Source organism: Streptomyces sp. 7R007, from assembly GCF_054850255.1.
The window spans coordinates 350,432-376,298 of record NZ_JBTWMV010000001.1; the positions used below are offsets into that span (position 1 = coordinate 350,432).

The following is a 25,867-nucleotide window of genomic DNA, read 5'->3' on the forward strand; positions in this document are numbered from 1 at the left end:
CGTCCCGGTGGGCGCTGTGAGACGGTTCGGGTAACCCGCCGGGCGGCCGGGATAACCCGGTCAGCCGGTGGCGAGGAGCTCCAGGGTGTCGATCACACGGTTCGAGAAGCCCCACTCGTTGTCGTACCAGGCGACCACCTTCACATGGCGGCCGTCGACGCGGGTGAGGGCCGAGTCGAAGATGGACGAGGCGGGGTTGCCGGTGATGTCGGAGGAGACCAGCGGGTCCTCGGAGTACTCCAGGACGCCGGCCAACGGGCCCTCGGCCGCGGCACGGTAGGCGGCCAGCACGTCGTCGCGGGTCACGTCGCGGGCGACGGTGGTGTTGAGCTCGACGATCGAGCCGACCGGCACCGGCACGCGGATGGAGTCGCCCGACAGCTTGCCGTCCAGGCCCGGCAGCACCAGGCCGATCGCCTTGGCGGCGCCGGTCGTGGTCGGCACGATGTTGACGCCGGCGGCGCGGGCCCGGCGGGGGTCGCGGTGCGGGCCGTCCTGGAGGTTCTGCTCCTGGGTGTAGGCGTGCACCGTGGTCATGAACCCGTGCTCGATGCCGGCGAGTTGGTCCAGGACCGCGGCGAGCGGCGCCAGAGCGTTGGTCGTGCAGGAGGCGTTCGAGACGATCGTGTGCACCTCGGGGTCGTAGGCGTCGGTGTTGACGCCGTACGCGAGCGTCACGTCGGCGCCGTCGGACGGCGCGCTGACGAGGACCTTGCGGGCGCCCGCGTCGAGGTGCGCGCGGGCCGCCTTGGCGGAGGTGAAGCGGCCGGTCGCCTCCAGCGCGAGGTCGACGCCGAGTTCGGCCCAGGGCAGCCGCCCGGGTTCGCGCTCGGCGAGCACCTTGATGCGGCGGCCGTCGACGACGAGCGTGTCACCGTCCACGCTCACCGGGCGGCCGAGGCGGCCGGCCGTGGAGTCGAAGGCGAGCAGCCGGGCGAGGGCGGCGGGCTCGGTGAGGTCGTTGACGGCGACGACTTCGAGGTCGCTGTCGCGCTCCAGCAGGGCGCGCAGCACGTTGCGTCCGATGCGGCCGAATCCGTTGATGGCGATGCGAGTCATGTGTGAGTCCCTTCGGTGCGTCACCCTCAGCCTCGCGCGCCGAAGCCGGACATGACCTTGGCGGGAGCGCCATGGTTCGCAAGGATCGCGCCAACGTGCCGAACGGGGGTCACTCGCCCCTGGTGAAGGTGCGCCGGTACTCGCTGGGGGTGGTCCCGAGGATGCGCTGGAAGTGCAGGCGCAGATTGGCGCCGGTGCCGAGCCCGACGTCGCCCGCGATCTGCTCCACGCTCCGCTCCGAGCGCTCCAGCAGTTCGCGGGCCAGGTCGATGCGGGCGCGCATCACCCACTGCATGGGCGTGTAGCCGGTGTCCTCGACGAAGCGGCGCGAGAAGGTGCGCGGCGAGACGGCCGCGTGCTGCGCGAGGATCTCCAGGCTGAGCGGTTCGTGGAGCCGGTGCAGGGCCCACTCGCGGGTCGCGGCGAACCGCTCGCCGAGCGGCTCGGGCACGCTGCGCGGCACGTACTGCGCCTGCCCGCCACTGCGGTAGGGGGCCGCGACCAGGCGCCGGGCCGCGTGGTTGGAGGCGGCCACGCCGAGATCGCCGCGCAGGATGTGCAGGCACAGGTCGATGCCGGAGGCGGCGCCGGCCGACGTCAGCACGCTGCCCTCGTCGACGAACAGGACGTTCTCGTCGACCTTGACCCGCGGATGCCTCTCGGCGAGCGCCCGCGTGTAGTGCCAGTGCGTGGTGGCGCGCCTGCCGTCGAGCAGGCCCGTGGCGGCGAGCGCGAAGGCGCCGGTGGAGATGGCGGCCAGCCGCGCGCCCCGCTCGTGGGCGGCGACCAGCGCCTCGACGACGGCCCGCGGCGGGTCCTCGCGGTCCGGGAAGCGGTACCCGGGCACGAACACGATGTCGGCCCACGCGAGCGCGTCGAGCCCGTCGGCGACGTGGTAGGCCAGCCCGTCCCCGCCGGTCACCAGCCCGGGCGCGGCGCCGCACACCCGTACCTCGTACGGCATGCTGGCCCGGGTCGTGAACACCTGCGCCGGAATGCCCACGTCGAGCGGCTTGGCCCCTTCGAGGACGAGGACGGCGACGCGGTGGAGGCGGGTGGGCGGCACGGGGAACAGCGTACGAGCGGGACGCCGCCCCGGCGCGCGGCCCGGGCCGCGGCCCACCTGTGCGTGGCCGCGGTGGTGGGGCACGCCGCCGCGGCCATCGCCAGGACGACGCTCGTCGTCACCGAACGCGCGCTCCACAAACACATCGGCAACGTCTTCCTGGAACTGGGCCTCCTCCCGAGCGACAGCGGCCACCGCCGCGTCCTGGCCGTGCCGGCCCACCTGGCCCACGCACCGGGGGCGGGACGACGTGACGTACGTCCGTCGACCGGGGTCTTCAACTCTTCGGCGGTTGCGGCTACATGGTGACGATGTCGTCGTCGCCGCGTCACCGGGGGTTGTGGGCATGGGTGATTTCACGCACCGGCCGGGCACGGCGTTCGTCGCGGGCGGCACCGGCGGCATCGGGGCGGCGATCGTGCGGACGCTCGCCGAGCGGGGCAGCGACATCGCGTTCACCTACCGGAGCAACGCCGGGGCGGCCGGCACGCTGGCCCGCGAGGTGGCGGCGCGGGGGCGCCGGGTCCGCGTCCTGTGTCTCGACCTGACCGACGACGCGGCCACCGCCCGGGCCGTCACCGAGAGCGCCGGGGCGTCGGGCGGGCTGCACACCCTCGTGTACGCCGCCGGACCGCACGTGCCCATGACCCATCTCGGCACCGTGGCGCCGGCCCGGTTCCGGGCCCAACTCGACGCGGACGCAGCGGCGTTCTTCAACCTCGTCCACCCCGCTCTGCCCCTGCTGCGCGGCAGCCGGGGCAGCGTCGTCGCCGTCACCACCGTCGCCACCCGCCGCTTCCCGGTCCGCGACGGCCTCTCCTCGGCGGCGAAGGGCGCCGTCGAGGCGGTCGCCCGCGCCCTGGCCGCCGAGGAGGGCCGCTACGGGGTGCGCGTCAACTGCGTGGCCCCCGGCATGCTCACCGACGGCAGCGCCGCCCGTCTGATCGACACCGGCGAACTCGACGAGGAGGCCCTCGCGGTCACCCGGCGCAACATCCCGCTGCGCCGCTTCGGGCAGGCCCGCGACGTCGCGGAGGCGGTCTGCTTCCTCGCCTCGGACCGGGCCGGGTTCATCACCGGGCAGGCCCTGGGCGTGGACGGCGGCTACAGCGTCTGACCGGCGTGGTTCCCTTGACGTCGACGATCTCCGCCCGCCCGCCGCAGGAGGACACGACGCCCATGCCCGCCCCTCTCGCCTCCTACGTCGACTCCTGGCACCCGGCACCGGTCACCGACGAGGACGCCCTGCCGCCCGGACCGGCAGCGGCCCTCTCCGCCCTGCTGGACCTGCCCGAGCCCGCCGCCGGGACCGGCGACCCGCTGCCGCCGCTGTGGCAGTGGCTGTACTTCCTGCACTGGGCGCCCCAGCGCGCCCTCGGCCCCGACGGCCACCTGCGCGACGCCCGCTTCCTGCCGCCCGTCCCCGACCGCCGGCGCATGTTCGCCGGCGGACGCAGCGAGATCACCGAGCCGCTGCGCCTGGGCGAGCCCGCCGAACGCGTCAGCAGCCTGGCCGCCGTCACCCCCAGACAGGGCCGCAGCGGCGAGCTGCTCTTCGTCACCGAACGCCAGGAGTTCCGCCAGCGCGGCCGCCTCTGCCTGGTCGAGGAGCAGACGATCGTCTACCGCTCGGGCGACGGCGGCGCGCCGCGCCATCCGGCCACGCTCGGCACCGCGGCCGTACCCGAGTCCGACGGACCGTGGCGGCTGCGCCTGCGGCCGGAGGAGACCCTCCTCTTCCGCTTCAGCGCGCTCACCGCGAACGCCCACCGCATCCACTACGACGCCCCGTACTGCCGGGACGTCGAGGGCTACCCCGGCCTCGTCGTGCACGGCCCCCTGCTGGCCCTGCTGATGCTGGAACTGGTCCGCACGAACGCCCCCGGGCGCCCCGGGCGCCCCGTACGCTCTCTGTCCTACCGTCTGCACCGGCCCGCGTTCGCCGGCGAGCACCTCCTCGCCGCCGGCACACCCGCCGGCGCGCGGGCCGCCCTGCACATCGCGACCCACCGCGAGCCCCGGCACGCCACCGCGGAGGTCACGTTCGCCTGAGGGCCCCCTCACCCGGCGGTGATTCCCCGCGGGGAATGGCCCGCAGCCCCCCGCCCCGGCTACAACAGGCCCGTGGACTTCCCCGGTGCGCTTCGCGAACGTCGTGTCCGTCGTCGGCTCAGCCAGCTGGATCTGGCGCTGCGGGCGGGCACCACCCAGCGCCATCTCAGTTTCATCGAGTCCGGCAGGTCGGTGCCCGGCCGGAACATGGTCGTACGGCTCGCGGAGTCGCTGGAGCTGCCGCTGCGCGAGCGCAACGAGCTGCTGCTGGCCGCCGGGTACGCGCCCGTCTACCCCGAGCGCCCGCTCGACGATCCGGCGCTGGCCCCCGTCCGCACGGCGATCGGCCACCTCCTGCGCGGCCATCTGCCGTATCCCGCGCTGGTCGTGGACCGGGGCGGCGACGTGATCGCCGCGAACACCGCCCTCGACCTGCTCACGCAAGGGGCGGCCCCCCATCTGGTGGGCCCGGGCACGAACGCCTACCGCCTCGCGCTGCACCCCGACGGCCTGGCTCCCCGCATCCGCAACCTCGCCGAGTGGGCCCGCCACATCCTGCTGCGCCTGGACCACCTGCCCGACCTGCGCGCCGAGCTCGCGGGATACGTGCCCGACCTGGCACCGTCCGACGGGGCACTGGGGTTCGCGGTGCCGCTGCGCCTGGCGTCCCCGTACGGCGAACTGCATCTGATGACGACCGTGACCACCTTCGCCACGGCCGTGGACGTCACCCTCGCCGAGCTGAAGCTGGAGGCGTTCCTGCCGGCCGACCAGGCGACCGCCGACGCCCTGGCGGCGGCCACCGGGCCCACGGCCGTGCCGGGCACGGCGGATCAGGCGCCCGGGAACATGTAGTCGGTCCTGATCCGGCCGTCGTCGTCGAGGACGAGGAGATCCACTCCCCCGCCCCTCACGTCGCCGGTCTCGGCGGACACCGCCTCCCACTCCACCTTCACCACGCCGTCGAGGCGGACCGCGTCCGCGCGACGGCGGAAGGTGAGGCCCTGCTTCTCGACGAACTGCTCGTGGCCGCGCGTCACCCGCGTCTCGATCGCGTCGTACCCGCGGGCCTGGAGCGTCTGGTTCCCGAAGCCGAGGTCAGCGGCGACCCGCCTGATCTCCGCGGGCGGATGCAGGACGTGTCTGCCGTCCTCGGCCCACAGCGCTTCGACGGCCGCGCGCCGCCCGGCCGCGTCCGGCACGTTCCACTGAGCGATGTAGCGGTCGGCCAACTCCTGCGGATCGACGTCCGTCATCTCCCACTCCCTGCCGCTGGTCACTGGGGACCCGATCCTGCGGCGCGCGGCGGCGACCGACAATTCCCCGCGGGGAATGGCCGGCGAACCGCCGGGCCCGGAGCGTGAGCGGCGTCACGCGATCACTACGATGAGAGCCCAAGACAACCATGCGGCCGACGCGTCGGACGACGTGCCGGCCGAGGTCGCCGAATGCCAGGGTCCGCTCCCCGGGCTGCGGTGATCTTCCTTCCAGGAGGACCTTCCGCATGTTCCGACGTATTGGCAACGCTGTCGTCCGACATCCCGTCTGGACGATCGTGGCATGGCTGATCGCCGCGGTGGCGATCGTCGCCACGGCCCCCAGCCTGCCCTCGAACAGTGACGAGAGCAGTTTCCTGCCCAAGAGTTACGAGTCCATCAAAGCCGCGGATCTGCAGCAGAAGGCGTTCCCCAGCGCCTTCACGCCGTCCGCGATCGCCCTGTACCAGCGCACCGACGGCGGCAAGCTGACCGCCGACGACAAGAAGGACGTCGCCCGGATCACCAGTGAGCTGGGCAAGAAGCACATCGACCAGGTCCAGAGGGTGATCCCCGGCCAGCCGTCGAAGGACGGCAGGTACGCCCTGACCCTGGTCCAGATGGACAGCAAGAACGCCGGCCAGCCGAAACAGGCCGACGCGGCGAAGGTGCTGCGCGACGACGTCAAGCAGCTCGCCAAGGGCACCGACCTCGACGTCAAGCTCGGCGGCTCCGCCGCCCAGGCCCTCGACCAGCAGGACTCCTCCAAACGCGGGGAGGCCCTGATCGGCATCGGCACCTTCGTGATCATCCTGGTCACGCTGCTGATCATCTTCCGGGCGCCGATCCTCGCCGTCCTGCCGCTGATCCTGATCGGTCTGGTGTCCGCGATCGCCAACGGGCTGATCGCCTACGCCACCAAGCTGTTCGACCTGCAGGCCAACAGTTCCGTCTCGTCCATCCTGATCGTCGTGCTGTTCGGCGTGGGCACGGACTACTTCCTGTTCCTGATGTTCCGTTACCGCGAACGCCTGCGCGCCGGCGACGAACCCAAGCAGGCCATGATCAACGCGGTCGGCCGGGTGGGTGAGGCCATCGCCTCGGCCGCCGGCGCGGTCATCATCGCCTTCCTCGCGCTGGTGCTGTCCACGCTGGGCTTCCTCAAGCAGATGGGCCCGGCCCTGGCGATCGCGGTCGGCGTCACGCTGGTCGCCGGCCTGACGCTGATCCCGGCCGTGGTCTCGCTGATCGGGCCGAAGGTGTTCTGGCCCTCGAAGACCTGGCAGCGGGAGCCGGAGACGGCCCGGTTCGCCGCGCTCGGCCGCGGGGTGCAGCGGCGTCCGGCGCTGACCGCCGCGCTGTCCGGTCTGGTCCTGCTCGCCCTGTCGGTCGGCGTCTTCGGCTACCACGCCACCTTCGACCTCGCCTCGGGCTCCATGCCCAAGACCAAGGAGTCGATGGTCGTCCAGGACGAGATGCAGAAGGCGTACTCGGCGGGCGCCGCCGCCCCCACCGACGTCTACCTCTCCAGCACCGACGGCAAGCCGCTCGACCAGTCGGCCTTCGCCGCCTACGCGCGCAAGCTCGCCGCCGTCGACGGGGTCGCCAGCGCCCGCGAGAACCAGGTCAACAAGGACGGCACCACCGCCGACTTCACCGTCACGCTGAAGTACGAGGCCTCCACCGACAAGGCGATCGACGCCGTCGGCAGGGTCCGCGACGTCGCCCACGCCAACGCGCCGGAGGGGACCACGGCCGTCGTCGGCGGCATGTCGTCGATCTACAAGGACATCGACGCGGCGGTCAACCACGACTACCGCACGGTCTTCCCGGTCGCCGCCGTCCTGATCATGGTGATCCTCGGTCTGCTGCTGCGCAGCGTGGTCGCGCCCTGGTACCTGATCGCCTCGGTGGGCCTGGGCTTCGGCGCCACGCTGGGCGCCACGGTCTGGATCTTCCAGGAGGGGCAGGGCAAGCCCGGGCTGATGTTCATGCTCCCGGTGATCATGTATCTGTTCGTGGTCGCCATCGGCACCGACTACAACATCCTCATGATCGCCCGGCTGCGCGAGGAGGCCCGCGAGGGCCGCGAACCGCGCGAGGCGGCCGGCATGGCGCTCCGGCACGCCGGCCCCACGGTCGCCGCGGCCGGCTTCATCCTGGCGGCCACCTTCGCCACGATGATGCTGGCGGGCAACTCGCTGCTGACGGAGATGGGCTTCGCGGTCTCCTTCGGCATCGCCGTGGCCGCGTTCGTGATGGCGATGTTCTTCACGCCCAGCCTCACCGCGCTGATCGGCCATGCCGCGTGGTGGCCCGGCCACGCCGACCGGGCCCAGACGCCCGCGGGGGCCGCGGGCGCCCCGCCGGTTGCCGCCGGCGAGGAGACCACCGCACACGACCCGGCCGGACGCCGCGGCTAGCGCACGGGGTCGACGGCCCGGCGAACTCCCGGGCCGTCGACCGGCGCGACCTCGGCGGGGAAGGCCGGCGTGCCGGCGGCTCCCCCGTCGCCGGCCAAGCGGGACCGCCGCGACGCCGGCCGGCCCGTACTCTCCGGCAAGGCGGTCCCGTCGCCGTGCCCGGCCGGGACGACGGGCCGGCGCATGCCCGGCCGACCGCGCGCTCCTCAGGCCCTCGCCGCCCCGTCGGCATCGGTGAGCGCCTGCCACGCCGTCGTCATCGTCGCCCCGGCCGAGCGGCCCGGCCCACGGCTTCCGCTCGCTCCAACTCCTCCACCAGCCTGGCGATCTGTGCCTTCTTCGTCTCGATCCCCCGGGCCAGCAGGCGCAGATGGGACGGTGACTCGGGTACGGCCGCCTCGAACTCCGCCAGCCTCCGCCGCTCGACGGCGAGCCGGGTGCGCAGCCGGGCCGCGGGGTCCGGGGGCGCGGGCTGGTGGGGGCCGTTGAAGACCACGTTGTACTTGGGGCGTTCGCTCCACACGACCCGGCGTTCGGCGGCCTCCGCGTCGGGCGGGTAGTCGATCTGGACGCCGATCACCTCGGCTCCCCACGGCTGTTCGCGCAGGTGCGTGCGGACCCGGGTGAGCGGACAGACGGATATGCCGACGTACAGCAGCCCCTCCAGGCCGTAGAGCCGGTACAGCGCGGTGCGGCCCGCGGCATGCAGGCTGCCCTCCTCGTCGAAGAGCGCGCGCAGGAACTGCGCGTCGACGTCCGCCATGGCACGGCCCCCCTCGGTTCGACTCCCGCGGTGCTCGTCCTCGTTCCCACGCTCTCACGCCCCTCTGACAATCCGGCCGGGACCGCTGGTAGCGTTGAACAAAAGTCATGGGTGACACAACGGCTCTCCATGGCGCTGAACTTATTGACCGGCGCGGTGTGGACCACGGGTGCAGATTTCGTCGCGCTCTCGTGTCGGACCCCGATGGCGATCTGAACCGTTCTGCGGTCGTTCAGCCTTCAAAGTCTTTTTCCGAGGCCATAATTCGCCCCCTTTTGCGGCCTTCCCCTACGCCGCCTCAGCCATGGGGGGAGCACAGGGGACTGCGCTATCTTCACGCCACCGCGAGTGCGTGAAGGAGCGGCGAATGCGGGAGTTCACCATCCCTCCACTGGAGTCGGTCCGGCCGGCAGGCGGACTGGCCGACACCGTCTTCACTCGTGCGAGCCAGGATCCCGGCGCGGTCGTACTCGGCAGAAAGGACGAGGACGGCCGGTGGTCCGACGTCACGGCCGCCGAGTTCGGCGCCGAGGTGACGGCACTGGCAAAAGGCTTATTGGCCAGGGGAATACGCTTCGGCGACCGGGTCGCCCTCATGTGCCGGACCCGGTACGAATGGACCCTCCTCGATTTCGCGCTGTGGACGATCGGCGCCCAGGTCGTGCCGATCTACCCCACCGCCTCCGCCGACCAGGCCAGGTGGATACTCCAGGACACCCAAGCGGTCGCGGTGCTGGTGGAGCACGAGGGCAACGCCATGACGGTGGCCCGGACGATGAGCCGGCTGCCGCAACTGCGGCACCTGTGGCAGCTGGACGCCGGCATCCTCCCGGAATTGCTGGACGCCGGAACGGATATCGACGACGCGACCGTTCACCGGCACCGGACGGCGATCACCCCGGGCACCGTCGCGACCGTCATTTACACCTCCGGTACGACGGGACGCCCGAAAGGCTGCGTGATCACCCACGGCAGCCTCATTCACGAGACGGACACCGTCGTAAGCCGCTGGGACCCGGTATTCCATTCCAAGAAGAACGACCAGGCCTCGACCCTGCTGTTCCTTCCCCTGGCGCACGTCTTCGGACGCATGGTGCAGGTCGCCGCGATCCGGGGCGGCGTCCGGCTCGGCCACCAGCCGGAACTGACGGCGTCGGCGCTGCTCCCGGATCTGGCGACGTTCCGGCCCACTTTCATCGTTTCCGTGCCCTACATATTCGAGCGCATCTTCAACGCCTCGCGCCGCAAGGCGGAGAAGGCCGGAAAAGGCCGCGCCTTCGATCAGGCGGTCCAGGTGGCCGTCGAGTACGCCGAGGCCATGGAGGCGCGTGCCTGGGGCGCCGGCCCCGGGCCGTCCGCGCGGCTGCGGTTGCGCCATCAGTTCTGGGACCGGCTGGTGTACGCCAAACTGCGGGCGGCCATGGGCGGGCAGTTGCGCCACGCGCTGTCGGGGGGCTCGGGCATGAAGCGTGACCTCGGACTGTTCTTCGCGGGCGCCGGCATCGCCGTCTACGAGGGCTACGGCCTCACGGAGTCGGCCGCCGCGGCCACCATCAACCCGCCCGAACGCACCCGCTACGGCACGGTCGGCCGGCCCATTCCCGGCACGACGGTGCGCATCGCCGACGACGGCGAGGTCTGGCTGCGCGGCCACACCCTCTTCCAGGGCTACCTCAACGCCCCCGCGGCCACCCGCGAGACCCTGCGCGACGGCTGGCTGCGCACCGGTGACCTCGGCGCCCTCGACGCCGACGGCTATCTCACCATCACGGGCCGCAAGAAGGAGATCGTGGTGACCTCCGGCGGGAAGAGCGTCTCCCCCGTGCAGCTGGAGGAACGCGTCCAGGACCATCCGCTGGTCGCCCAGTGCGTGGTCGTCGGCAACGACCGGCCCTACATCGCCGCGCTGGTCACCCTCGACCCCGAAGCGGTCCGGCACTGGCTCCACATGCTCGGCAAACCCGAGCTGACGGCGGCCGAACTCGTGGCCGACGCGGACCTGGAGACGGAGATACGGCGGGCGGTCATGGCCGCCAACACCCTCGTCTCGCAAGCCGAGTCCATCCGCACCTTCCGTGTCCTGGCCCGCCCGTTCACCGTCGAGCAGGGGCTCATCACGCCGTCGCTGAAACCACGGCGCAACGCCATCGCCGAGGCGTACGCCGAGGAGATCGACGCGCTGTACCAGAAGCGGCTGCAGACCAGATGAGCCGGCGCGCGGAGGAAGGACCCGTCATCGTGCCCGAGGCAGACGGCAGACACCGCCTCACCACGCTCACCGACCCGGACGCCCTGACCGCGTCCCTCGCGGACCTGACACGCGTCTACCTCGACGCGTACGCCGATCCCGAGCTGCTCGCCGGTCTGGAGCCGCCGGAGGAGTTCCTGCGGCGCTACCGGCGAGACCGCCTGGCGCCCGGCGTGCGGCTGGTGATGTCCACGGTCGCCGGGACCCCGGCCGGCTTCGGCTACGGCATCCTGCTCCAGGCCGACACCGACTGGTGGCACAGTCTCACCAACTCCGCCATGCCCGAGTCGTTCACCCGCGAGGACGGACGGCGTACCTTCGCCATCCACGCGATCGTCGTCCGGCCGCCCTACCGGCGGCTCGGCCACGGCAGGGCGATCCACCGCGCGCTGCTGCACGACAACCCGGTGGAGCGCAGCGCCTTCATGCTGCGCCCCCAGATCGCGGCCGCTCTGGCGCTGTGCGAGACGCTCGGCTACCTGTTCGTGGGCGCCGCCCGGCCGCACGGGACGCAGGCGACGTTCCTCAGCATGGTGCGCCCTGTGACCGACGAGGGCACGGACCGGCCGGTCCGCCGGCGCTGACCGCCCGGCGCGCGGAAATGCGTCGCGCGGGGTGCGGGCGAGCCGTTAGCCTCCGCGGGAGCAGAGCGGGGTACGTGACACCGGGAGGAGAGCCGGGATGGCGACGGAGCGCGTACGGACGGGCCGGCTGAGCCTGCTGCTCGACCAGTTCGACTGTGCCCGGGAGCGGGCGCAGGTGCGGCTGGAGGGGCTCGGCGACGAGGAGTACCTGTGGGAGCCGGTGCCGGGCTGCTGGTCGATCCGGCGCCGGGACGAGGCGGTGACGCCGAGGGCGTTCGGGCCGGGTGAGTGGGTGCTCGACCTGGGTGCCGCGGACATCCCCGCGAGCGAGTACGCCGAGGTGGCACGGCAGTTCGCGGACGGCATGACCGTCGCGAAGATCGCCGAGGACTGGAGTGTGAGCGTCGAGCGGGTCGAGGAGGTCCTCGCCCACACCGGTCCCGTGCCGCCGGACGTGTCCCCGGTCACCACGATCGCCTGGCGTCTGGGGCATCTGCACTACGGGTTCGCGGGCGAGTGGGAGTGGACGTTCGGCGAACGCCGCCGGGACCCGAAGCAGATGGTCGACTTCAGCCCGTCCGCCGCCGTGACCCTGGAGCGGTTCTGGGCGGTGATCGACCGCTGGCGCGACAGCGTGGCCACGGTGACCGAGGAACAGCTCGACACGGTCGGCTTCTCGCAGTACCCCTACGGCTCCAACCGCGACGACCGCTTCGTGGACGTGCTGTGGGGCGCCAACCTCGAACTCATCCACCACATGGCCGAGACAGCCCTCCTGCGCGACCTGTGGCAGAACCGCTTCCCCTCGTCACGGACGTAGGCCGCCGGGTCACGGACACCGGCGCAGCCAGTCGTCGAGCGCGGCGACGTTCCAAGGGGGGCGTTGGACCGGAAGACCGAGGCCCTGGTACGGGTGGACGCTGGGCCGTGCGCGAGGTCGATCCGCGCCGGCTGGGGGTTGGACGCGTGCTGCCAGGCGGCCCACTCTTCGGCGGTCGTGGGCAGCGGCGTGCCGTCGCGTCCAGGAAGAGTCAGTCGCCGGTGCTCTGGCGGCGGATTCTGGCGGCCACCTCGTTCTGTTCGGTCTCCCACCACGGGCGTACCCGGTCGGGCGTGGACGGGGTGCCGGGGTCCGGGGCGAGGGTGGCGTGCTGGGCGTCGAGGTGGCGGTCCAGGGCCGCGGTCTGGACGCGTTCGGCGCGCGCCCACTGGGCGAGGACCGCCAGCAGGAACGGCAGCGCGACCAGTTCGGCGATGCCGAGCATCGCGCCGCCGCCGATCTGCTGGTCGTGGTGGACGTCCGGCGCCCAGGACGGCGCGTGGTGCAGATACCACGCACCCGCGATCAACGTGCCGTGCGTCATCACGACCACCCCGGGGACCGCGTCGACGACGCCGTCCAGGAACACCAGCGCCGCCCGCACCGGATGCGTGCACCAGGCCGGCAGCGTCTCCTCCCGGGTCAGCACCGGTACGACGAACAGGCACCCGGCCGCCAGCAGGTTCAGGTACATCAGCTCGTGCAGCCAGCCCACCCGCAGGGCCGTGGCGAAGTACGGCGTGAAGTACACCGTCAGCTCGGTCGCCAGCACCAGCGCCGTACTGACCAGCGGAAACGTCAGCGCCCGCACCACCCGCCCGGTCATCAGCCGCCGCATCCGTGCCCCGGCGCCCGCCGGCAGCGCCGCCACGGCGAGCCGCAGCGGATCACCGAGGGCGAGGCCCAGCGGTGCCACCAGGTCGAGCAGGATGTTCTGCACGGCGGCCGGCCAGAACAGCACATGGTCGTAGACGGCGAGCCCGGACATCGTGGCCACCACCAGCCCGCCCAGCCCCAGCAGCACGAAGGCGGCGGCACGGGCCACCGGCCAGCGCTCCCCGCGCCGGCGCAGCCGCACCACGCCCCACCCGTACAGCGCGCCCAGGGCGAGGACCAGCAGCAGCGCCGGAACGTCCAGCTGCCACGAGGACAGCAGCCGCCCCGCGGTCAGTTCCGCGAGCTGTCCGGCCGACAGATCGGTCACGGCGTACCCCACCATCCGGTTCTTCCTCCCGACGCTCCCGACGCCTCCGGCGTTGCCGACGAGCCGGCGCGGGCGCACACCGGGACGCTAGTCCCCGCCCCCCGGACACCGGACGGCGGGGTCTACGGGACCGGCGCCGTCTCCGGCTCCGCGCCGGCCGCCGCGAGCCGCCGGTTGCGGCGCACGGAGGACCAGAAGGACCAGGCGATCAGGACGACGCCGACGAGACCGGTGATGACCTCGTTGATCTCGTACTGGATGGTGACCATGAGGATCACGGCGAGGGCGCCGATGGCGTAGTGGGCGCCGTGTTCGAGGTAGACGTAGTCGTCCAGCGTGCCCTGGCGCACCAGGTAGACGGTCAGCGACCGGACGTACATGGCGCCGATGCCCAGGCCGAGCGCCATCAGCACGATGTCGTTGGTGATGGCGAAGGCGCCGATCACGCCGTCGAAGGAGAAGGAGGCGTCCAGGACTTCCAGGTAGAGGAACATGAAGAACGCCGCCTGGCCGGCCAGCAGCACCGTCGACTTCGGCTTCTCCTCCTCTTCCTCCAGCCGGTTTTCGAAGTAGCCGGACAGCCCGCCCACCACCAGGTACGTGACCAGGCCGGCGATGCCCGAGGTCAGGACGGTCTGCGCCTTGTCGGCGTGGGCGCCGCCGTGCTGGTGGGCGTGGGTGGCGAAGGTGAAGGACGTGATCAGCAGGGCGATCATCGCGATGCAGACCGACAGCATGTCGACCTTGCCGAGCCTGGCCAGCGGGCGTTCCAGCCAGGCCAGCCACTGGATGTCGCGGTCCTCGAAGACGAAGTCGAGGAAGATCATCAGCAGGAACATGCCACCGAACGCGGCGATCGCCGGGTGCGCGTCGGTGACCAGTTGCTCGTAGCGGTTCTTGTCGGTCAGCGCCAGGTGCACGGCGTCGTACGGATTGAGCCGCGCGGTGACCGCGACGATCACGACCGGGAAGGCCAGCCGCATCCCGAACACCGCGATGAGCACGCCGACGGTGAGGAAGACGGTCTGCCAGAAGGCGTTCATCTTCTTCAGGACCCCGGCGTTGACCACGGCGTTGTCGAAGGACAGGGAGACTTCCAGCACGGCCAGGATCGACACGATGCCCAGGGCGGTCCAGCCGCCGTACAGCACACCAGCGGCCAGGCCGACCGCGGTGACCGCGAACGACCAGCGAAAGGTCCTCAGAAGCACGTGCGTTGTCTATCACGCCCGGCACCGGCGCGAGCACGTCACCCCTCGAACCGATACCCCATGCCGGGCTCGGTGATCAGATGGCGGGGGTGGGCGGGGTCCTTCTCCAGTTTCCGGCGCAACTGGGCCATGTAGACCCGCAGATAGTTGGTCTTGCCGCTGCTCGCGACCCCCCACACCTCCTGGAGCAGGTGTTTCTGCGTGATCAGCCTGCCGGGATGGGTGATCAGGATCTCCAGCAGGTGCCATTCGGTCGGCGTCAGCCGCACGTCCCGCCCGCCCCGGACGACCTTCTTGGCGCACAGGTCGACGGTGAACTCGTCGGTCTGCACCAGGGTCGTCTCGGGGGCCGGCGGATTCTCCTCGGTGCGGCGTACGGCGGCCCGCAGCCGGGCCAGGAGTTCGTCCATGCTGAACGGTTTGGTGATGTAGTCGTCGGCGCCCGCGTCGAGCGCGGCCACCTTCTCCTCCGACGCCTGACGCGCCGACAGGACCAGGATCGGCACCCGGGTCCAGCCGCGCAGGGCCGTGATGACGTCGACGCCGTCCATGTCGGGCAGGCCGAGGTCGAGCATCACGACGTCGGGCTGCCGCGCGGCCGCCAGTCCGAGGGCCGTGGCTCCGTCGGGCGCCGTGTCGACCCGGTACCGGCGTGCCCGCATGTTGATCACGAGGGCCCGTACGAGCTGCGGGTCGTCCTCCACCACCAATACCCTGGTCATCAGCCCCTCTTCGCCACGAGGTCCTTGAGCGCGATGTTGAGTTCGAGGACGTTCACGCGGGGCTCCCCGATGAAGCCGAGCGTGCGTCCGTCGGTGTGGTCCGCGACCAGCCTCTCGACCTCGGCGACCGGCAGCCCGTTCCGCTCGGCGACCCGGTGGACCTGGATCCGCGCGTACTGCGGGGAGATGTCCGGATCCAGGCCGGAGCCGGAGGACGTCACCGCGTCGGCCGGCACCTGAGAGGGGCGGACGCTGTAGCCGGGGACCGTGTTGTCCTTGACCACCTTCGCCTTCGCCGCCTCGACCTGGTCGACCAGGTCCTTGTTGTCGGCGGAGAGGTTGGTGGCGCCCGACAGCAGCAGCTTGTACCGCGTGTTGGCGCTGTTGGTGCCGAGGCCGTTGGCGGGGCGCGGCTGGAAGTAGTCCAGGCCGTAGCCCTGTTGCCCGATCAGCGAGGAGCCGACGACCTTGCCGTCCGCCCTGGTCTCGGAGCCGTTCGCCTTGCCGTGGAACAGCGCCTGGGCCACACCCGTGACGGCGAGCGGATAGACGACGCCGGTCACCAGGGTCAGCACCAGCAGGGCGCGCAGGCCCGCGCCGAGCAACCGGGCGGTGTGCGTGACGGAGTTGTTCATGGCGGTCAACCGATTCCGGGGATGAGGGAGATGAGCAGGTCGATGAGTTTGATGCCGGCGAACGGCGCGATCAGCCCGCCGACGCCGTAGACCGTGAGGTTGCGCCGCAGCATCCGGTCGGCGCTCACCGGCCGGTACTGCACGCCCTTCAGGGACAGCGGCACCAGCGCGATGATGATCAGCGCGTTGAAGACGACGGCGGAGAGGATCGCGGAGTCCGGCGAGGACAGGTGCATGATGTTGAGCTTGTCCAGCCCCGGGTAGACGGCCGCGAACAGCGCCGGAATGATCGCGAAGTACTTCGCGACGTCGTTGGCGATGGAGAACGTCGTCAACGCACCCCGGGTGATGAGGAGTTGCTTGCCGATCTCGACGATCTCGATCAGCTTGGTCGGGTTGGAGTCGAGGTCGACCATGTTGCCGGCCTCCTTGGCGGCCGACGTGCCGGTGTTCATCGCCACGCCGACGTCCGCCTGGGCCAGCGCGGGCGCGTCGTTGGTGCCGTCGCCGGTCATCGCGACCAGCTTGCCGCCGGCCTGCTCCCGCTTGATGAGGGCCATCTTGTCCTCGGGGGTGGCCTCGGCGAGGAAGTCGTCGACGCCCGCCTCCTCGGCGATCGCCCTGGCCGTCAGCGGGTTGTCGCCGGTGATCATGACGGTCTTGATGCCCATGCGGCGCAGCTCCTCGAACCGCTCGCGCATGCCCTCCTTGACGACGTCCTTGAGGTGGACGACCCCCAGCACCCGGGCGCCGTCGGCGTCCTCGACCGCCACCAGCAGCGGCGTCCCGCCCGCCTCGGCGATACGGTCGGTCAACTCCTGCGCGTCCCGGGCGACTTCGCCGCCCCGCTCTTCCACCCACGCGATGACCGAACCGGCCGCTCCCTTGCGGATCCTGCGTCCGCCGACGTCCACGCCGGACATCCGGGTCTGCGCGGTGAAGGCGATCCACTCGGCGCCGGCGAGCTCTCCCTGGTGCCGCTCGCGCAGACCGTACCTCTCCTTCGCCAGGACGACGACGGAGCGGCCCTCGGGCGTCTCGTCGGCCAGCGACGACAGCTGGGCCGCGTCGGCCACTTCGGCCTCGGTGGTACCGGAGACGGGCACGAACTCGGCGGCCTGGCGGTTGCCGAGGGTGATGGTGCCGGTCTTGTCCAGCAGCAGGGTCGACACGTCGCCCGCCGCCTCGACCGCCCGTCCGGACATGGCCAGCACGTTGCGCTGCACCAGCCGGTCCATGCCCGCGATGCCGATCGCGGACAGCAGCGCGCCGATCGTGGTCGGGATCAGGCACACCAGCAGCGCCACCAGCACGACCAACGTCAGGTGGGTGCCCGCGTAGTCGGCGAACGGCGGCAGGGTGGCCACCGCCAGCAGGAAGACGACGGTCAGCGAGGCCAGCAGGATGTTCAGCGCGATCTCGTTGGGGGTCTTCTGCCGGGCCGCGCCCTCCACCAGGTTGATCATCCGGTCGATGAAGGTCTCCCCCGGCCGCGTCGTGATCTTGATGACGATCCGGTCGGACAGCACCTTCGTACCGCCCGTGACGGCGCTGCGGTCGCCGCCGGACTCGCGGATCACCGGGGCCGACTCGCCGGTGATCGCCGACTCGTCGACCGAGGCCACGCCCTCGACGACGTCACCGTCACCGGGGATGACGTCACCGGCCTCGCACACCACGAGGTCGCCGACGGCCAACTCCGTGCCGGGCACCCGCTCTTCGGACTCCCCCACCAGCCGCCGCGCCACGGTGTCGGTCTTGGCCCTGCGCAGGGTGTCGGCCTGCGCCTTGCCGCGGCCCTCGGCGACCGCCTCCGCCAGGTTGGCGAAGACGACGGTCAGCCACAGCCAGGCGCTGATCGTCCAGCCGAACCAGTCGCCCGGGTCCTTGAAGGAGAACACGGTGGTCAGCACCGAGCCGACCCACACCACGAACATCACGGGCGACCTGACCATCACCCGCGGGTCGAGCTTGCGGAAGGCGTCCGGCAGCGACGTGAGCAGTTGCCCGGGGTCGAACAGGCCCGCGCCGACACGGCCTTCGGGGGACTTGTGTCCGGTGGGTGCGTCCTGGTGGGGGGCGAGGGTGGGAGTGGACATGGAGTCCTGCTTCTGTATGTCGGTCTTCTCTATGTCGGACTTCTGTGTGCCGGTCTTCTGTGTGCCGGTCTTCTGTGTGCCGGTGGTCATGACGCCAGCCCCTCGGCCAGCGGGCCCAGCGCCAGCGCCGGGAAGTAGGTCAGACCGGTGATGATCAGGATCGCGCCCACCAGCAGGCCGGTGAACAGCGGCTTCTCGGTGCGCAGGGTGCCGGCGGTGACCGGCACCGGCCGCTGCTCGGCGAGCGAGCCGGCCAGCGCCAGCACGAACACCATCGGCACGAAGCGGCCCAGCAGCATCGCCAGAGCGGTCGTCGTGTTGAACCAGTCGGTGTCGGCGTTCAGGCCCGCGAACGCCGAGCCGTTGTTGTTGGAGGCGGAGGTGAAGGCGTAGAGCACCTCGGAGAATCCGTGCGCACCGGAGTTGAGCATCGAGTGCGGCGGCGTCGGCAGGGCCATGGAGGCCGCCGTGAAGACCAGCACCAGCGCCGGGGTGACGAGGATGTAGCAGGCCGCCAGCTTGATCTCACGCGAGCCGATCTTCCTGCCCAGGTACTCGGGCGTACGCCCCACCATCAGGCCGGCGATGAACACCGCGATCACCGCCATGATCAGCATGCCGTACAGGCCGGAGCCGGTGCCGCCGGGCGCGATCTCGCCCAGCATCATGCCGAGCATCGTCACGCCGCCGCCGAGCCCGGTGAAGGAGGAGTGGAAGGAGTCCACCGCACCGGTCGAGGTGAGCGTCGTCGACACCGCGAAGATCGACGAGGAGCCGACCCCGAAGCGGACCTCCTTGCCCTCCATCGACGCGCCCGCCAGCTGCAACGCGCCCTCGTGGTGGGCGAACTCGGTCCACATCATCAGCGCCACGAAGCCGGCCCAGAGGGTGGCCATGGTGGCGAGGATCGCGTAGCCCTGCTTCACGCTGCCGACCATCACGCCGAAGGTGCGGGTCAGCGAGAAGGGGATCACCAGCAGCAGGAAGATCTCGAAGAGGTTCGTGAACGGGGTGGGGTTCTCGAAGGGGTGCGCGGAGTTGGCGTTGAAGTAGCCGCCCCCGTTGGTGCCCAGCTCCTTGATGGCCTCCTGCGAGGCGACCGCCCCGCCGTTCCACTGCTGCGTGCCGCCCGTGAACTGGCCGACCTCGTGGATGCCGGAGAAGTTCTGGATCGCCCCGCACGCCACCAGTACGAGCGCCGCGATCGCCGCGCCCGGCACCAGGATGCGCAGGGTGCCGCGCACCAGGTCGGCCCAGAAGTTGCCGAGTTCACCGGTGCGCCCGCGGGCGAAGCCGCGCACCAGTGCCACGGCGACGGCGATGCCGACGGCGGCGGAGACGAAGTTCTGCACGGCCAGACCGGCGGTCTGCACGACGTGCCCCATGGTCTGCTCGCCGTAGTAGGACTGCCAGTTGGTGTTGGTCACGAAGGACACGGCGGTGTTGAACGCCTGCGCCGGGTCGACCGAGGAGAAGTGCAGCGAGCCGGGCAGGACGCCCTGCAGGCGCTGGAGCAGGTAGAGGAAGAGCACGCTCACCGCGGAGAAGGCGAGCACCCCGCGCAGATACGCCGGCCAGCGCATCCGCGCGTCCGGGTCGACGCCGATGCCCCGGTAGATCCACTTCTCCGCACGCCAGTGCCGGTCGGCGGAGTAGACCCGGGCCATGTAGGTGCCGAGGGGATGGTAGGCGAGCGCCAACGCGCCTGCGAGGGCCAGCAGTTGGAGGATGCCGGCGAGTACGGGACCCATCGCTTGGCTCAGAACCTCTCGGGGAAGATCAGGGCGAGGACGAGATAGCCCAGCAGGGCGACGGCCACGACCAGGCCGACGACGTTCTCGGCGGTCACAGCTTCGTCACCCCCTTGGCGACGAGGGCCACCAGCGCGAAGCACGCGAGCGTGGTGACGACGAAGGCCAGATCGGCCATCGTGAGCTCCTGGGAGGGGTCGGGAATCCGCGAGCGGATCGGACGCATCGAGGAAACCCCGTCCCGCGGCGGACGCGACGTTCGTTGACGGGTCCCTTACGGCGGCCCGCTCGCCTTTGACGCGACTCTGACGACCCCGGGCCGGCCCGCGGTGGAAAGCGGCGCCCGGCGGGCCGGGACGCCCCTGGGCGGCGGCTGCGGCCACCCGCGTAAGAATCCCGTCAAGATGGGCCCCTGGACGCGAGGACCCCGTCAACGGCGGCTGCTCCTTGTCCTGCGGGCGTCTAGCGTCGGCCCCATGCGACGGAGCGGAGTGCCCGCGCCGGCCGGCGACCGCCACTGGCGGGGCGGGGCCCGGCTCGCGGTGGGCTGCGGCCTGGTCTTCGGCGCCCTGTGTCTGCTGGTGGACTGGGACGCGGACAGCCTCACTCCCCTGCGCGCCGTCCTCTGGCTGGCTCTGTCGGCCGCCGTGTGCGCCGTGCTGCTGCCGCCGCGGGTGAGCGCGGGCCCGGGCTGGCTGGCGGTCCGCGCCCCCCGGCGCCGACGCCTGGTCCGCACCGACGCGCTGACCGTCGTACGGCGGTACGACGGTGTCTCCTCCCACCTGGTCCTGCGCGACGCCGACGACCGGACCCTGTGCCTCGACTCGCGGGTGCTGGCCGCCAACCCCCTGCTGTGGCACGAGCTCGACACCGGTGTCCGGCGCTCCCTGGAGCGGGGCACGCTCCGCCACGGAGCGGACGTCCTGGACCGGCTGGGCCGCCGTATCGACGACGAGACGGCCGAGGCGGTGCTGCGCGCGTCGGGACTCTCCTGAGGCGGACCCGTGCGTCGATCGAGCCGCCACCTGGATAATCTGCTGACGTGACGACCGAGTTGGCCCTGCTGTCCCGAGTCGCCTGGCACGGACAGGAGATCACCGCGCCCCGGCTGCGCGGGCTGCTGGCGTTGCTGGCGGACGACCTGCGGGCCGGATGCAGCACCGCGCGCCTGGTGGAGGGGCTGTGGCCCGACGAGTTGCCGGAACGCCCCGGCAAGGCGTTGCAGGTGCTGGTCTCACGGCTGCGCTCGCAGCTGGGCGCCGACCTGATCGAGAGCACGCCGACCGGCTACCGGCTGGCGCTGGAGGAGACCCAGGTCGACAGTTCCGCCCTGCTGCGGCATGAGACGGCAAGCGCCGAGCGGGCGCGGGCCGGCGATCACCAGGGCGCCCTCGCGCAGGCCGAGGCCGGCCTGGCGCTGTGGGACGGGACGGTGGACGCCGGAGCGGGTGAGGACCTGCACGATCCCGTCGTGGCGCTGCGCACCGACCGCGCCCGGGCCGTGCGGTCGCTGGTCCGCTGCCGCGCGCTCGCGCTCGCCCGGCTGGGGCGGCGGGAGGAGGCGGCGGCGCCGCTGGCCGACCTGGCCCGCCAGGCACCGCGCGACGAGGAGGTGCTGGCGGAGCTGCTGCGCTGCGAGGCCGCCACGGCGGGCCGGGCGGCGGCACTGACGCGGTACGACGCCTACCGCCGCCGGTTGCGCGAGGAGCTGGGCACCGATCCCGGGCCCCGGCTCAAGGCCCTGCACCAGGAGTTGCTGACCGCGGACGTGACACCGGTGCGTCACGGCGTGCCGCACGAGCCGAACCCGCTGCTGGGCCGGGAGGCCGACGTCGCCGCCGTGGCCGGCCTGTTGCGCGACGCCCGCGTGGTCACCGTCGTCGGCCCCGGCGGACTGGGCAAGACCCGGCTGTCGTACGCGGTGAGCCGGGCCGCCGAGCAGCCCGTGGTCCACTTCGTCCCACTGGCCGGTGTCACGGCCGACGAGGACGTGGCCGACGAGGTGGCCTCGGCCGTCGGCAGCACGGAGGGCCGGCAGTTCGCCGCCGGCGGGGACGCCGTCAGCGCCGTCGTCGCCGCCCTCGGCCGCGGGCCCGTCCTGCTGGTGCTGGACAACTGCGAGCAGGTGCTCGCCGGTGTGGCCGCCCTGGTCCAGACGCTGGTGTCCCGGTCGAAGGAGCTGCGGGTCCTGACCACCAGCCGGGCCCCGCTGGGGCTGACCTCGGAGTCCGTGTACGCCCTGCCCGAGCTCGCCCTGAAGACTGCCGTCGAGCTGTTCGAACAGCGGGCGCGGGCGGCCCGGCCCGGTGTGGAACTGCCCGCCGACCGGGTCGCCGAGATCTGCCGCCACCTGGACGGGCTGCCGCTCGCCGTGGAGCTGGCCGCGGCCCGGGTGCGGGTGCTGTCCGTCGCCGACATCGCCCACCGGCTGCGCGACCGCTTCGCGCTGCTGCGCGGCGGCGCCCGGGACGCGCCCGAGCGCCACCGCACGCTGCAGGCCGTGGTCGAGTGGAGCTGGAACCTGCTGGAGCCCGACGGCCGGGCGGCGCTGCGCGCGCTGTCGGTGTTCCCCGGCGGCTTCACCGAGGACGCGGCGGAGTACCTGCTCGGGGACCTCGACGAGGACCCGCTGACCCTGCTGGAGCAGCTCGCCGACCAGTCCCTGGTGAAGGTGGACGACAGCCCGTCCGGGGTGCGCTTCCACATGCTGGAGACGCTGCGGGAGTTCAGCGCGGCCCGGCGCGCCGAGGCCGGTGAGGAACAGGCGGTGACCGACCGGTTCCTGGCCTGGGCGCGGGACTTCGGCCGCGCCCACCACGACGTGCTCTTCGGCGCCGACCCGCGCCCGTCCTGGATGCGCGTACGGGCCGAGCAGGACAACCTCGTCCTCGCCCTGCGGCATGCCCTGGCCCGCGCCGACGGAGCCGCCACCGCCGCGCTCACCGCCGTCCTGGCCTCCCTGTGGTCCACCGACTCCAACTACGCGCGCCTGGCCGGCCTCGCCTCCGAGACCGGCGGGCCGCTGTCGCACTACCGTCCCGACCCCGGGCACCCGCAGGACGTGGAGGCCGCCCGCAGCGCGGCGACCGTGTGCGCGGCCGTGCTGTTCATGGGCCAGGGACCGCACGCCGTACGGCAGTTGGTGACCCTGCGGCGGCTGCCGCCCGCGCCGCCGGACACGGTGCTGCGGGCACTGGCCGTGGTGCTCGGCGCCGTACCGGAGATCCGGGCGCCGCGCTACGAGCGGCTGACGGAGCTGTGCGAGGCCGGCGAGCCGCTGCTGGCGGGCGTCGCGTCGGCCGTGGCCAGCTATGTGTGGGAGTCCGAGCACGAGACGGAACGCGCCCTGGAGTACGCCCGCCGGATGCTGGACAAGCTGGAGCCGTCCGGCAATCCGTCGATGCTGCTGCTGGGCCACGGGCGGATCAGCGAGCTGTGCCTGCGGTCCGAGCGGGGCGCGGAGGCGTACGAGCACCTGCGGGCCGCGCTCGCGCTGGACGGGTTCGGCGACGGGTCGGACACGCTGGGCATCCGCTGGGGTCTGGTGCTGGCCTGTCTGCAGCGCGGGGAGATCGACGAGGCCGAGTACTGGCTCGGGCTCACGGCCCCGGACCGTCCGAGCGAGGGGGCCGAGATCTACACCTTCGACCTGCCGGTGCGCGCGGAGATCGCCCTGGCCCGGGGGCTGACCGAGGTGGGGCTCGGGCTGTGGCGCCGGGCGGTGGAGCGGATCCGGGAGAGCTCGCCGCAGTACGCCGGGGACCCCTTCGCGGACACGTGGGGGCTTCAGCTGCAGTCGGCCGCGCTGGCGGCGCACGCCCAGCACGGCCGGCCGGAGCCGGTGGCGGCGCTGGCCGAGCAGTTGCGGGAGCGGCTGCTGCGGCTGCTCGCCGGCCGCCCCGACGACCCCTCCCCGGTGGAACTCCCGGTGTACGGCACGGTCCTGCTGGCCCTCGCCCACACCGGCCTGGCCCGGGGCGACGCCGCAGCCGTACGCCTGGTGGCCCTGACCGAACGCATGCCGGTGGTACGGGAATTCCCGGTACTGTCCGCGACGCGGTCGCGGCAGGCCGCCGAGCAGGCCGACAGGGCGGCGTACGACGAGGCGAGGTCGTCGTACGCCGCCCTGGGGCGGGAGGAGCTCAGGGCCGCGGCCCTGCGCGAGCTCACCGGCGCGGCTCGCGGGTGAACAGGGCCTTGGACCACAGGTAGCCCAGGACGGTCAGGCCCAGGCACCAGCCGACGGCCAGCAGCGCGTTCCTGGTGCCGATCCCGCTGCCCAGCAGCAGGCCGCGCAGGGTCTCGATGGCGGGCGAGAAGGGCTGGTACTCGGCGAACCAGCGGAACCAGCCCGGCATCGCGTCCACCGGTACGAAGGCGCTGGACAGGAAGGGCAGCATGACCAGCGGCGTCCCGATGTTGCTGGCGCCCTCGGCGTTGGGGCTGATCATGCCGATCCCCACGGCCAGCCAGGTCAGGGCGAGGCTCACCAGGGCCATCAGGCCGGCCGCGGCGATCCACTCCACCGGCGCGGCGTCGGGCCGGAACCCGATGGCCAGGGCGATGCCCAGGACCACCACCAGGGCCATCAGCGTCTGGATGACGCTGCCGACGACGTGGCCGATCAGCACGGAGGCGCGGGAGATCGCCATGGTGCGGAAGCGGGCCATGATGCCCTCGGTCATGTCGGTGGCGACGGAGACCGCGGTGCCGAGCGAGGTCATGGCCACGGTCAGCATGAGGATGCCGGGGACGAGGTAGGCGACGTACTCGCCGCGGTCGGCGTGGCCGCCGGTGATGCCGGCGCTCATGACGTTGCCGAAGACGTAGACGAACAGCAGCAGCAGGATGACCGGGGTGAGCAGGAGGTTGAGGGTGAGGGAGGGGTAGCGGCGGGCGTGCAGGAGGTTGCGCCGCAGCATGGTCATGTTGTCGCGGAAGGGGTTGGCGCGCGGGAGGGTGCGGGAAGAGGTGCGGGGGGCGGACTGGACGGTGCTCATCGGACGGTCTCCTTGGTGGCGGAGGCGGACTGGGCGGGGAGGGAGCTGCTGCCGGTCAGGGCGAAGAACACGTCGTCCAGGTCCGGGGTGTGCACGGACAGTTCGTCGGCCTCGATGCCGGCCGCGTCCAGCCAGTCGAGGATGGCGCGCAGCTCGCGCTGGCTGCCGCCGCTGGGGATCTGCAGGGTGAGCGCCTCGTCGTCGCGGGTGGTCTCGCGCAGCGCGGTGGCCGCCCGCTCGTAGTCCTGCGGGTCGGAGAAGCGCAGCCGCACGTGGCCGCCGGGCACGAGCCGCTTGAGCTCCTCGGCGCTGCCCTCGGCGACCAGCCGGCCGCCGTCGAGGACCGCGATGCGGTCGGCGAGCTGGTCGGCCTCCTCCAGGTACTGGGTGGTGAGGAAGACGGTGGTGCCGCCGGAGACCAGCTCGCGGATGATCTGCCACATGGTGTGGCGGGAGCGGGGGTCGAGGCCGGTGGTCGGCTCGTCGAGGAAGATGATGCGCGGGTCGCCGACCAGGGTCATGGCGATGTCGAGGCGGCGCTTCATGCCGCCGGAGTAGGTGGAGGCGGGCTTCTTCGCGGCCTCGGTGAGGTCGAAGCGCTCCAGCAGGCCGGCGACGACCCGCCGTCCCTCGGCGCGCGGGAGGTGGTGCAGGTCGGCCATGAGGAGCATGTTCTCCTCGCCGGTGATCAGCCCGTCCACGGCGGAGAACTGGCCGGTGACGCCGATCGCGGCCCGTACCGCCTGGGCCTCGGTGGTGAGGTCGTGTCCGTCGATGCGCGCCTGGCCGCCGTCGGCGGAGATGAGCGTGGACAGGATGTTGACCACCGTGGTCTTGCCGGCGCCGTTCGGGCCGAGCAGCGAGAAAACGGTGCCCGCGGGCACCTGGATGTCGATGCCGTCGAGGACGGTCTTGTCTCCGTAGGACTTGCGCAGCCCGGTGGCTGCGATCGCGGATGCCTGGCTCGTCGTCAT

The 25,867-nt window shown here is 72.1% G+C and carries 23 protein-coding genes and 1 pseudogene; 10 read left to right on the forward strand and 14 right to left on the reverse strand.

Features of this window, described 5'->3' with window-relative positions:
* Nucleotides 1-60: 60 nt before the first annotated feature.
* Nucleotides 61-1,059, reverse strand: coding sequence for a type I glyceraldehyde-3-phosphate dehydrogenase (gene gap / locus ACYF6T_RS01735; protein WP_461692775.1), 999 nt, complete (start codon nt 1,057-1,059; stop codon nt 61-63).
* Between the two features lie 109 nt (nt 1,060-1,168).
* On the reverse strand, nt 1,169-2,125 hold the full coding sequence (locus ACYF6T_RS01740; protein ID WP_461692776.1) for a GlxA family transcriptional regulator: 957 nt from the start codon (nt 2,123-2,125) through the stop codon (nt 1,169-1,171).
* 78 nt (nt 2,126-2,203) lie between these two features.
* Between ACYF6T_RS01740 and ACYF6T_RS01745 the strand changes: the two are divergent.
* The 4 genes and pseudogenes from ACYF6T_RS01745 to ACYF6T_RS01760 all read left to right on the forward strand — a co-directional run.
* Nucleotides 2,204-2,434: pseudogene (locus ACYF6T_RS01745) on the forward strand (hypothetical protein); the annotation flags it as partial.
* Nucleotides 2,435-2,471: 37 nt separating this feature from the next.
* Nucleotides 2,472-3,242, forward strand: a complete 771-nt coding sequence (locus ACYF6T_RS01750) for an SDR family NAD(P)-dependent oxidoreductase (protein ID WP_461692778.1) — start codon at nt 2,472-2,474, stop codon at nt 3,240-3,242.
* A gap of 62 nt (nt 3,243-3,304) precedes the next feature.
* On the forward strand, nt 3,305-4,177 hold the full coding sequence (locus tag ACYF6T_RS01755) for an HTD2 family dehydratase (protein WP_461692780.1): 873 nt from the start codon (nt 3,305-3,307) through the stop codon (nt 4,175-4,177).
* Nucleotides 4,178-4,249: 72 nt separating this feature from the next.
* On the forward strand, nt 4,250-5,032 hold the full coding sequence (locus tag ACYF6T_RS01760) for a helix-turn-helix domain-containing protein (protein ID WP_461692782.1): 783 nt from the start codon (nt 4,250-4,252) through the stop codon (nt 5,030-5,032).
* Here ACYF6T_RS01760 and ACYF6T_RS01765 read toward each other — a convergent pair.
* Nucleotides 5,011-5,433 (reverse strand): hypothetical protein, encoded by a 423-nt coding sequence (locus tag ACYF6T_RS01765; protein WP_461692783.1) that lies wholly within the window; start codon nt 5,431-5,433, stop codon nt 5,011-5,013. The two genes, ACYF6T_RS01760 and ACYF6T_RS01765, sit on opposite strands and share 22 nt — an antisense overlap.
* A 248-nt stretch (nt 5,434-5,681) precedes the next feature.
* Here ACYF6T_RS01765 and ACYF6T_RS01770 point away from each other — a divergent pair, with 248 nt between their 5' ends.
* The gene (locus ACYF6T_RS01770; RefSeq protein ID WP_461692784.1) at nt 5,682-7,856 is read left to right on the forward strand and encodes an MMPL family transporter; all 2,175 of its coding nucleotides are present in this window, start codon (nt 5,682-5,684) and stop codon (nt 7,854-7,856) included.
* Nucleotides 7,857-8,112: 256 nt separating this feature from the next.
* Here ACYF6T_RS01770 and ACYF6T_RS01775 read toward each other — a convergent pair whose 3' ends face one another.
* Entirely contained in the window at nt 8,113-8,619 is a 507-nt protein-coding gene (locus ACYF6T_RS01775) for a GIY-YIG nuclease family protein (protein ID WP_461692786.1), read from the reverse strand.
* A 367-nt stretch (nt 8,620-8,986) separates the two neighbouring features.
* Between ACYF6T_RS01775 and ACYF6T_RS01780 the strand changes: the two genes are divergently transcribed.
* The 3 genes from ACYF6T_RS01780 to ACYF6T_RS01790 all read left to right on the forward strand — a co-directional run bounded on the left by ACYF6T_RS01780 (nt 8,987) and on the right by ACYF6T_RS01790 (nt 12,271).
* Entirely contained in the window at nt 8,987-10,828 is a 1,842-nt protein-coding gene (locus tag ACYF6T_RS01780) for an AMP-dependent synthetase/ligase (RefSeq protein ID WP_461692787.1), read from the forward strand.
* Between the two features lie 29 nt (nt 10,829-10,857).
* Complete coding sequence (locus ACYF6T_RS01785) at nt 10,858-11,451, forward strand: hypothetical protein (protein WP_461692789.1); 594 nt, start codon at nt 10,858-10,860, stop codon at nt 11,449-11,451.
* A gap of 97 nt (nt 11,452-11,548) precedes the next feature.
* Nucleotides 11,549-12,271 (forward strand): DinB family protein, encoded by a 723-nt coding sequence (locus tag ACYF6T_RS01790; protein ID WP_461692791.1) that lies wholly within the window; start codon nt 11,549-11,551, stop codon nt 12,269-12,271.
* A 211-nt stretch (nt 12,272-12,482) separates the two neighbouring features.
* On the opposite strand, the gene ACYF6T_RS01795 is transcribed toward ACYF6T_RS01790, so the two are convergent.
* From ACYF6T_RS01795 to ACYF6T_RS01830, 8 genes are all read right to left on the reverse strand, one after another.
* Nucleotides 12,483-13,490: a cytochrome c oxidase assembly protein gene (locus ACYF6T_RS01795; RefSeq protein WP_461692792.1), complete on the reverse strand. Its 1,008-nt coding sequence runs from the start codon at nt 13,488-13,490 to the stop codon at nt 12,483-12,485.
* 107 nt (nt 13,491-13,597) lie between these two features.
* A complete protein-coding gene (locus ACYF6T_RS01800) occupies nt 13,598-14,686 on the reverse strand; it encodes a DUF475 domain-containing protein (protein WP_461692793.1) in 1,089 nt (362 codons plus the stop codon).
* Nucleotides 14,687-14,724: 38 nt separating this feature from the next.
* Nucleotides 14,725-15,408, reverse strand: coding sequence for a response regulator (locus tag ACYF6T_RS01805; protein ID WP_461692794.1), 684 nt, complete (start codon nt 15,406-15,408; stop codon nt 14,725-14,727).
* Nucleotides 15,408-16,043 (reverse strand): potassium-transporting ATPase subunit C, encoded by a 636-nt coding sequence (locus ACYF6T_RS01810; RefSeq protein WP_461692796.1) that lies wholly within the window; start codon nt 16,041-16,043, stop codon nt 15,408-15,410. Before ACYF6T_RS01810 ends, ACYF6T_RS01805 begins: the two co-directional genes overlap by 1 nt.
* A gap of 5 nt (nt 16,044-16,048) precedes the next feature.
* Nucleotides 16,049-18,142, reverse strand: a complete 2,094-nt coding sequence (gene kdpB / locus ACYF6T_RS01815) for a potassium-transporting ATPase subunit KdpB (RefSeq protein WP_461693231.1) — start codon at nt 18,140-18,142, stop codon at nt 16,049-16,051.
* Nucleotides 18,143-18,228: 86 nt separating this feature from the next.
* Nucleotides 18,229-19,893, reverse strand: coding sequence for a potassium-transporting ATPase subunit KdpA (gene kdpA, locus ACYF6T_RS01820; protein ID WP_461692798.1), 1,665 nt, complete (start codon nt 19,891-19,893; stop codon nt 18,229-18,231).
* A gap of 8 nt (nt 19,894-19,901) precedes the next feature.
* Nucleotides 19,902-19,991, reverse strand: coding sequence for a K(+)-transporting ATPase subunit F (gene kdpF, locus ACYF6T_RS01825; RefSeq protein WP_009326374.1), 90 nt, complete (start codon nt 19,989-19,991; stop codon nt 19,902-19,904).
* Nucleotides 19,988-20,119, reverse strand: coding sequence for a hypothetical protein (locus tag ACYF6T_RS01830; protein ID WP_461692801.1), 132 nt, complete (start codon nt 20,117-20,119; stop codon nt 19,988-19,990). The genes kdpF and ACYF6T_RS01830 overlap by 4 nt, the downstream gene beginning before the upstream one ends.
* 250 nt (nt 20,120-20,369) lie before the next feature.
* Between ACYF6T_RS01830 and ACYF6T_RS01835 the strand changes: the two genes are divergently transcribed.
* Both ACYF6T_RS01835 and ACYF6T_RS01840 read left to right on the forward strand, forming a co-directional pair.
* Nucleotides 20,370-20,888: a hypothetical protein gene (locus ACYF6T_RS01835; protein ID WP_461692802.1), complete on the forward strand. Its 519-nt coding sequence runs from the start codon at nt 20,370-20,372 to the stop codon at nt 20,886-20,888.
* 47 nt (nt 20,889-20,935) lie between these two features.
* On the forward strand, nt 20,936-24,082 hold the full coding sequence (locus tag ACYF6T_RS01840) for an ATP-binding protein (protein ID WP_461692804.1): 3,147 nt from the start codon (nt 20,936-20,938) through the stop codon (nt 24,080-24,082).
* Here ACYF6T_RS01840 and ACYF6T_RS01845 read toward each other — a convergent pair.
* On the reverse strand, nt 24,060-24,893 hold the full coding sequence (locus ACYF6T_RS01845) for an ABC transporter permease (RefSeq protein WP_461692806.1): 834 nt from the start codon (nt 24,891-24,893) through the stop codon (nt 24,060-24,062). The two genes, ACYF6T_RS01840 and ACYF6T_RS01845, sit on opposite strands and share 23 nt — an antisense overlap.
* Nucleotides 24,890-25,867, reverse strand: coding sequence for an ATP-binding cassette domain-containing protein (locus tag ACYF6T_RS01850; protein WP_461692808.1), 978 nt, complete (start codon nt 25,865-25,867; stop codon nt 24,890-24,892). Before ACYF6T_RS01850 ends, ACYF6T_RS01845 begins: the two co-directional genes overlap by 4 nt.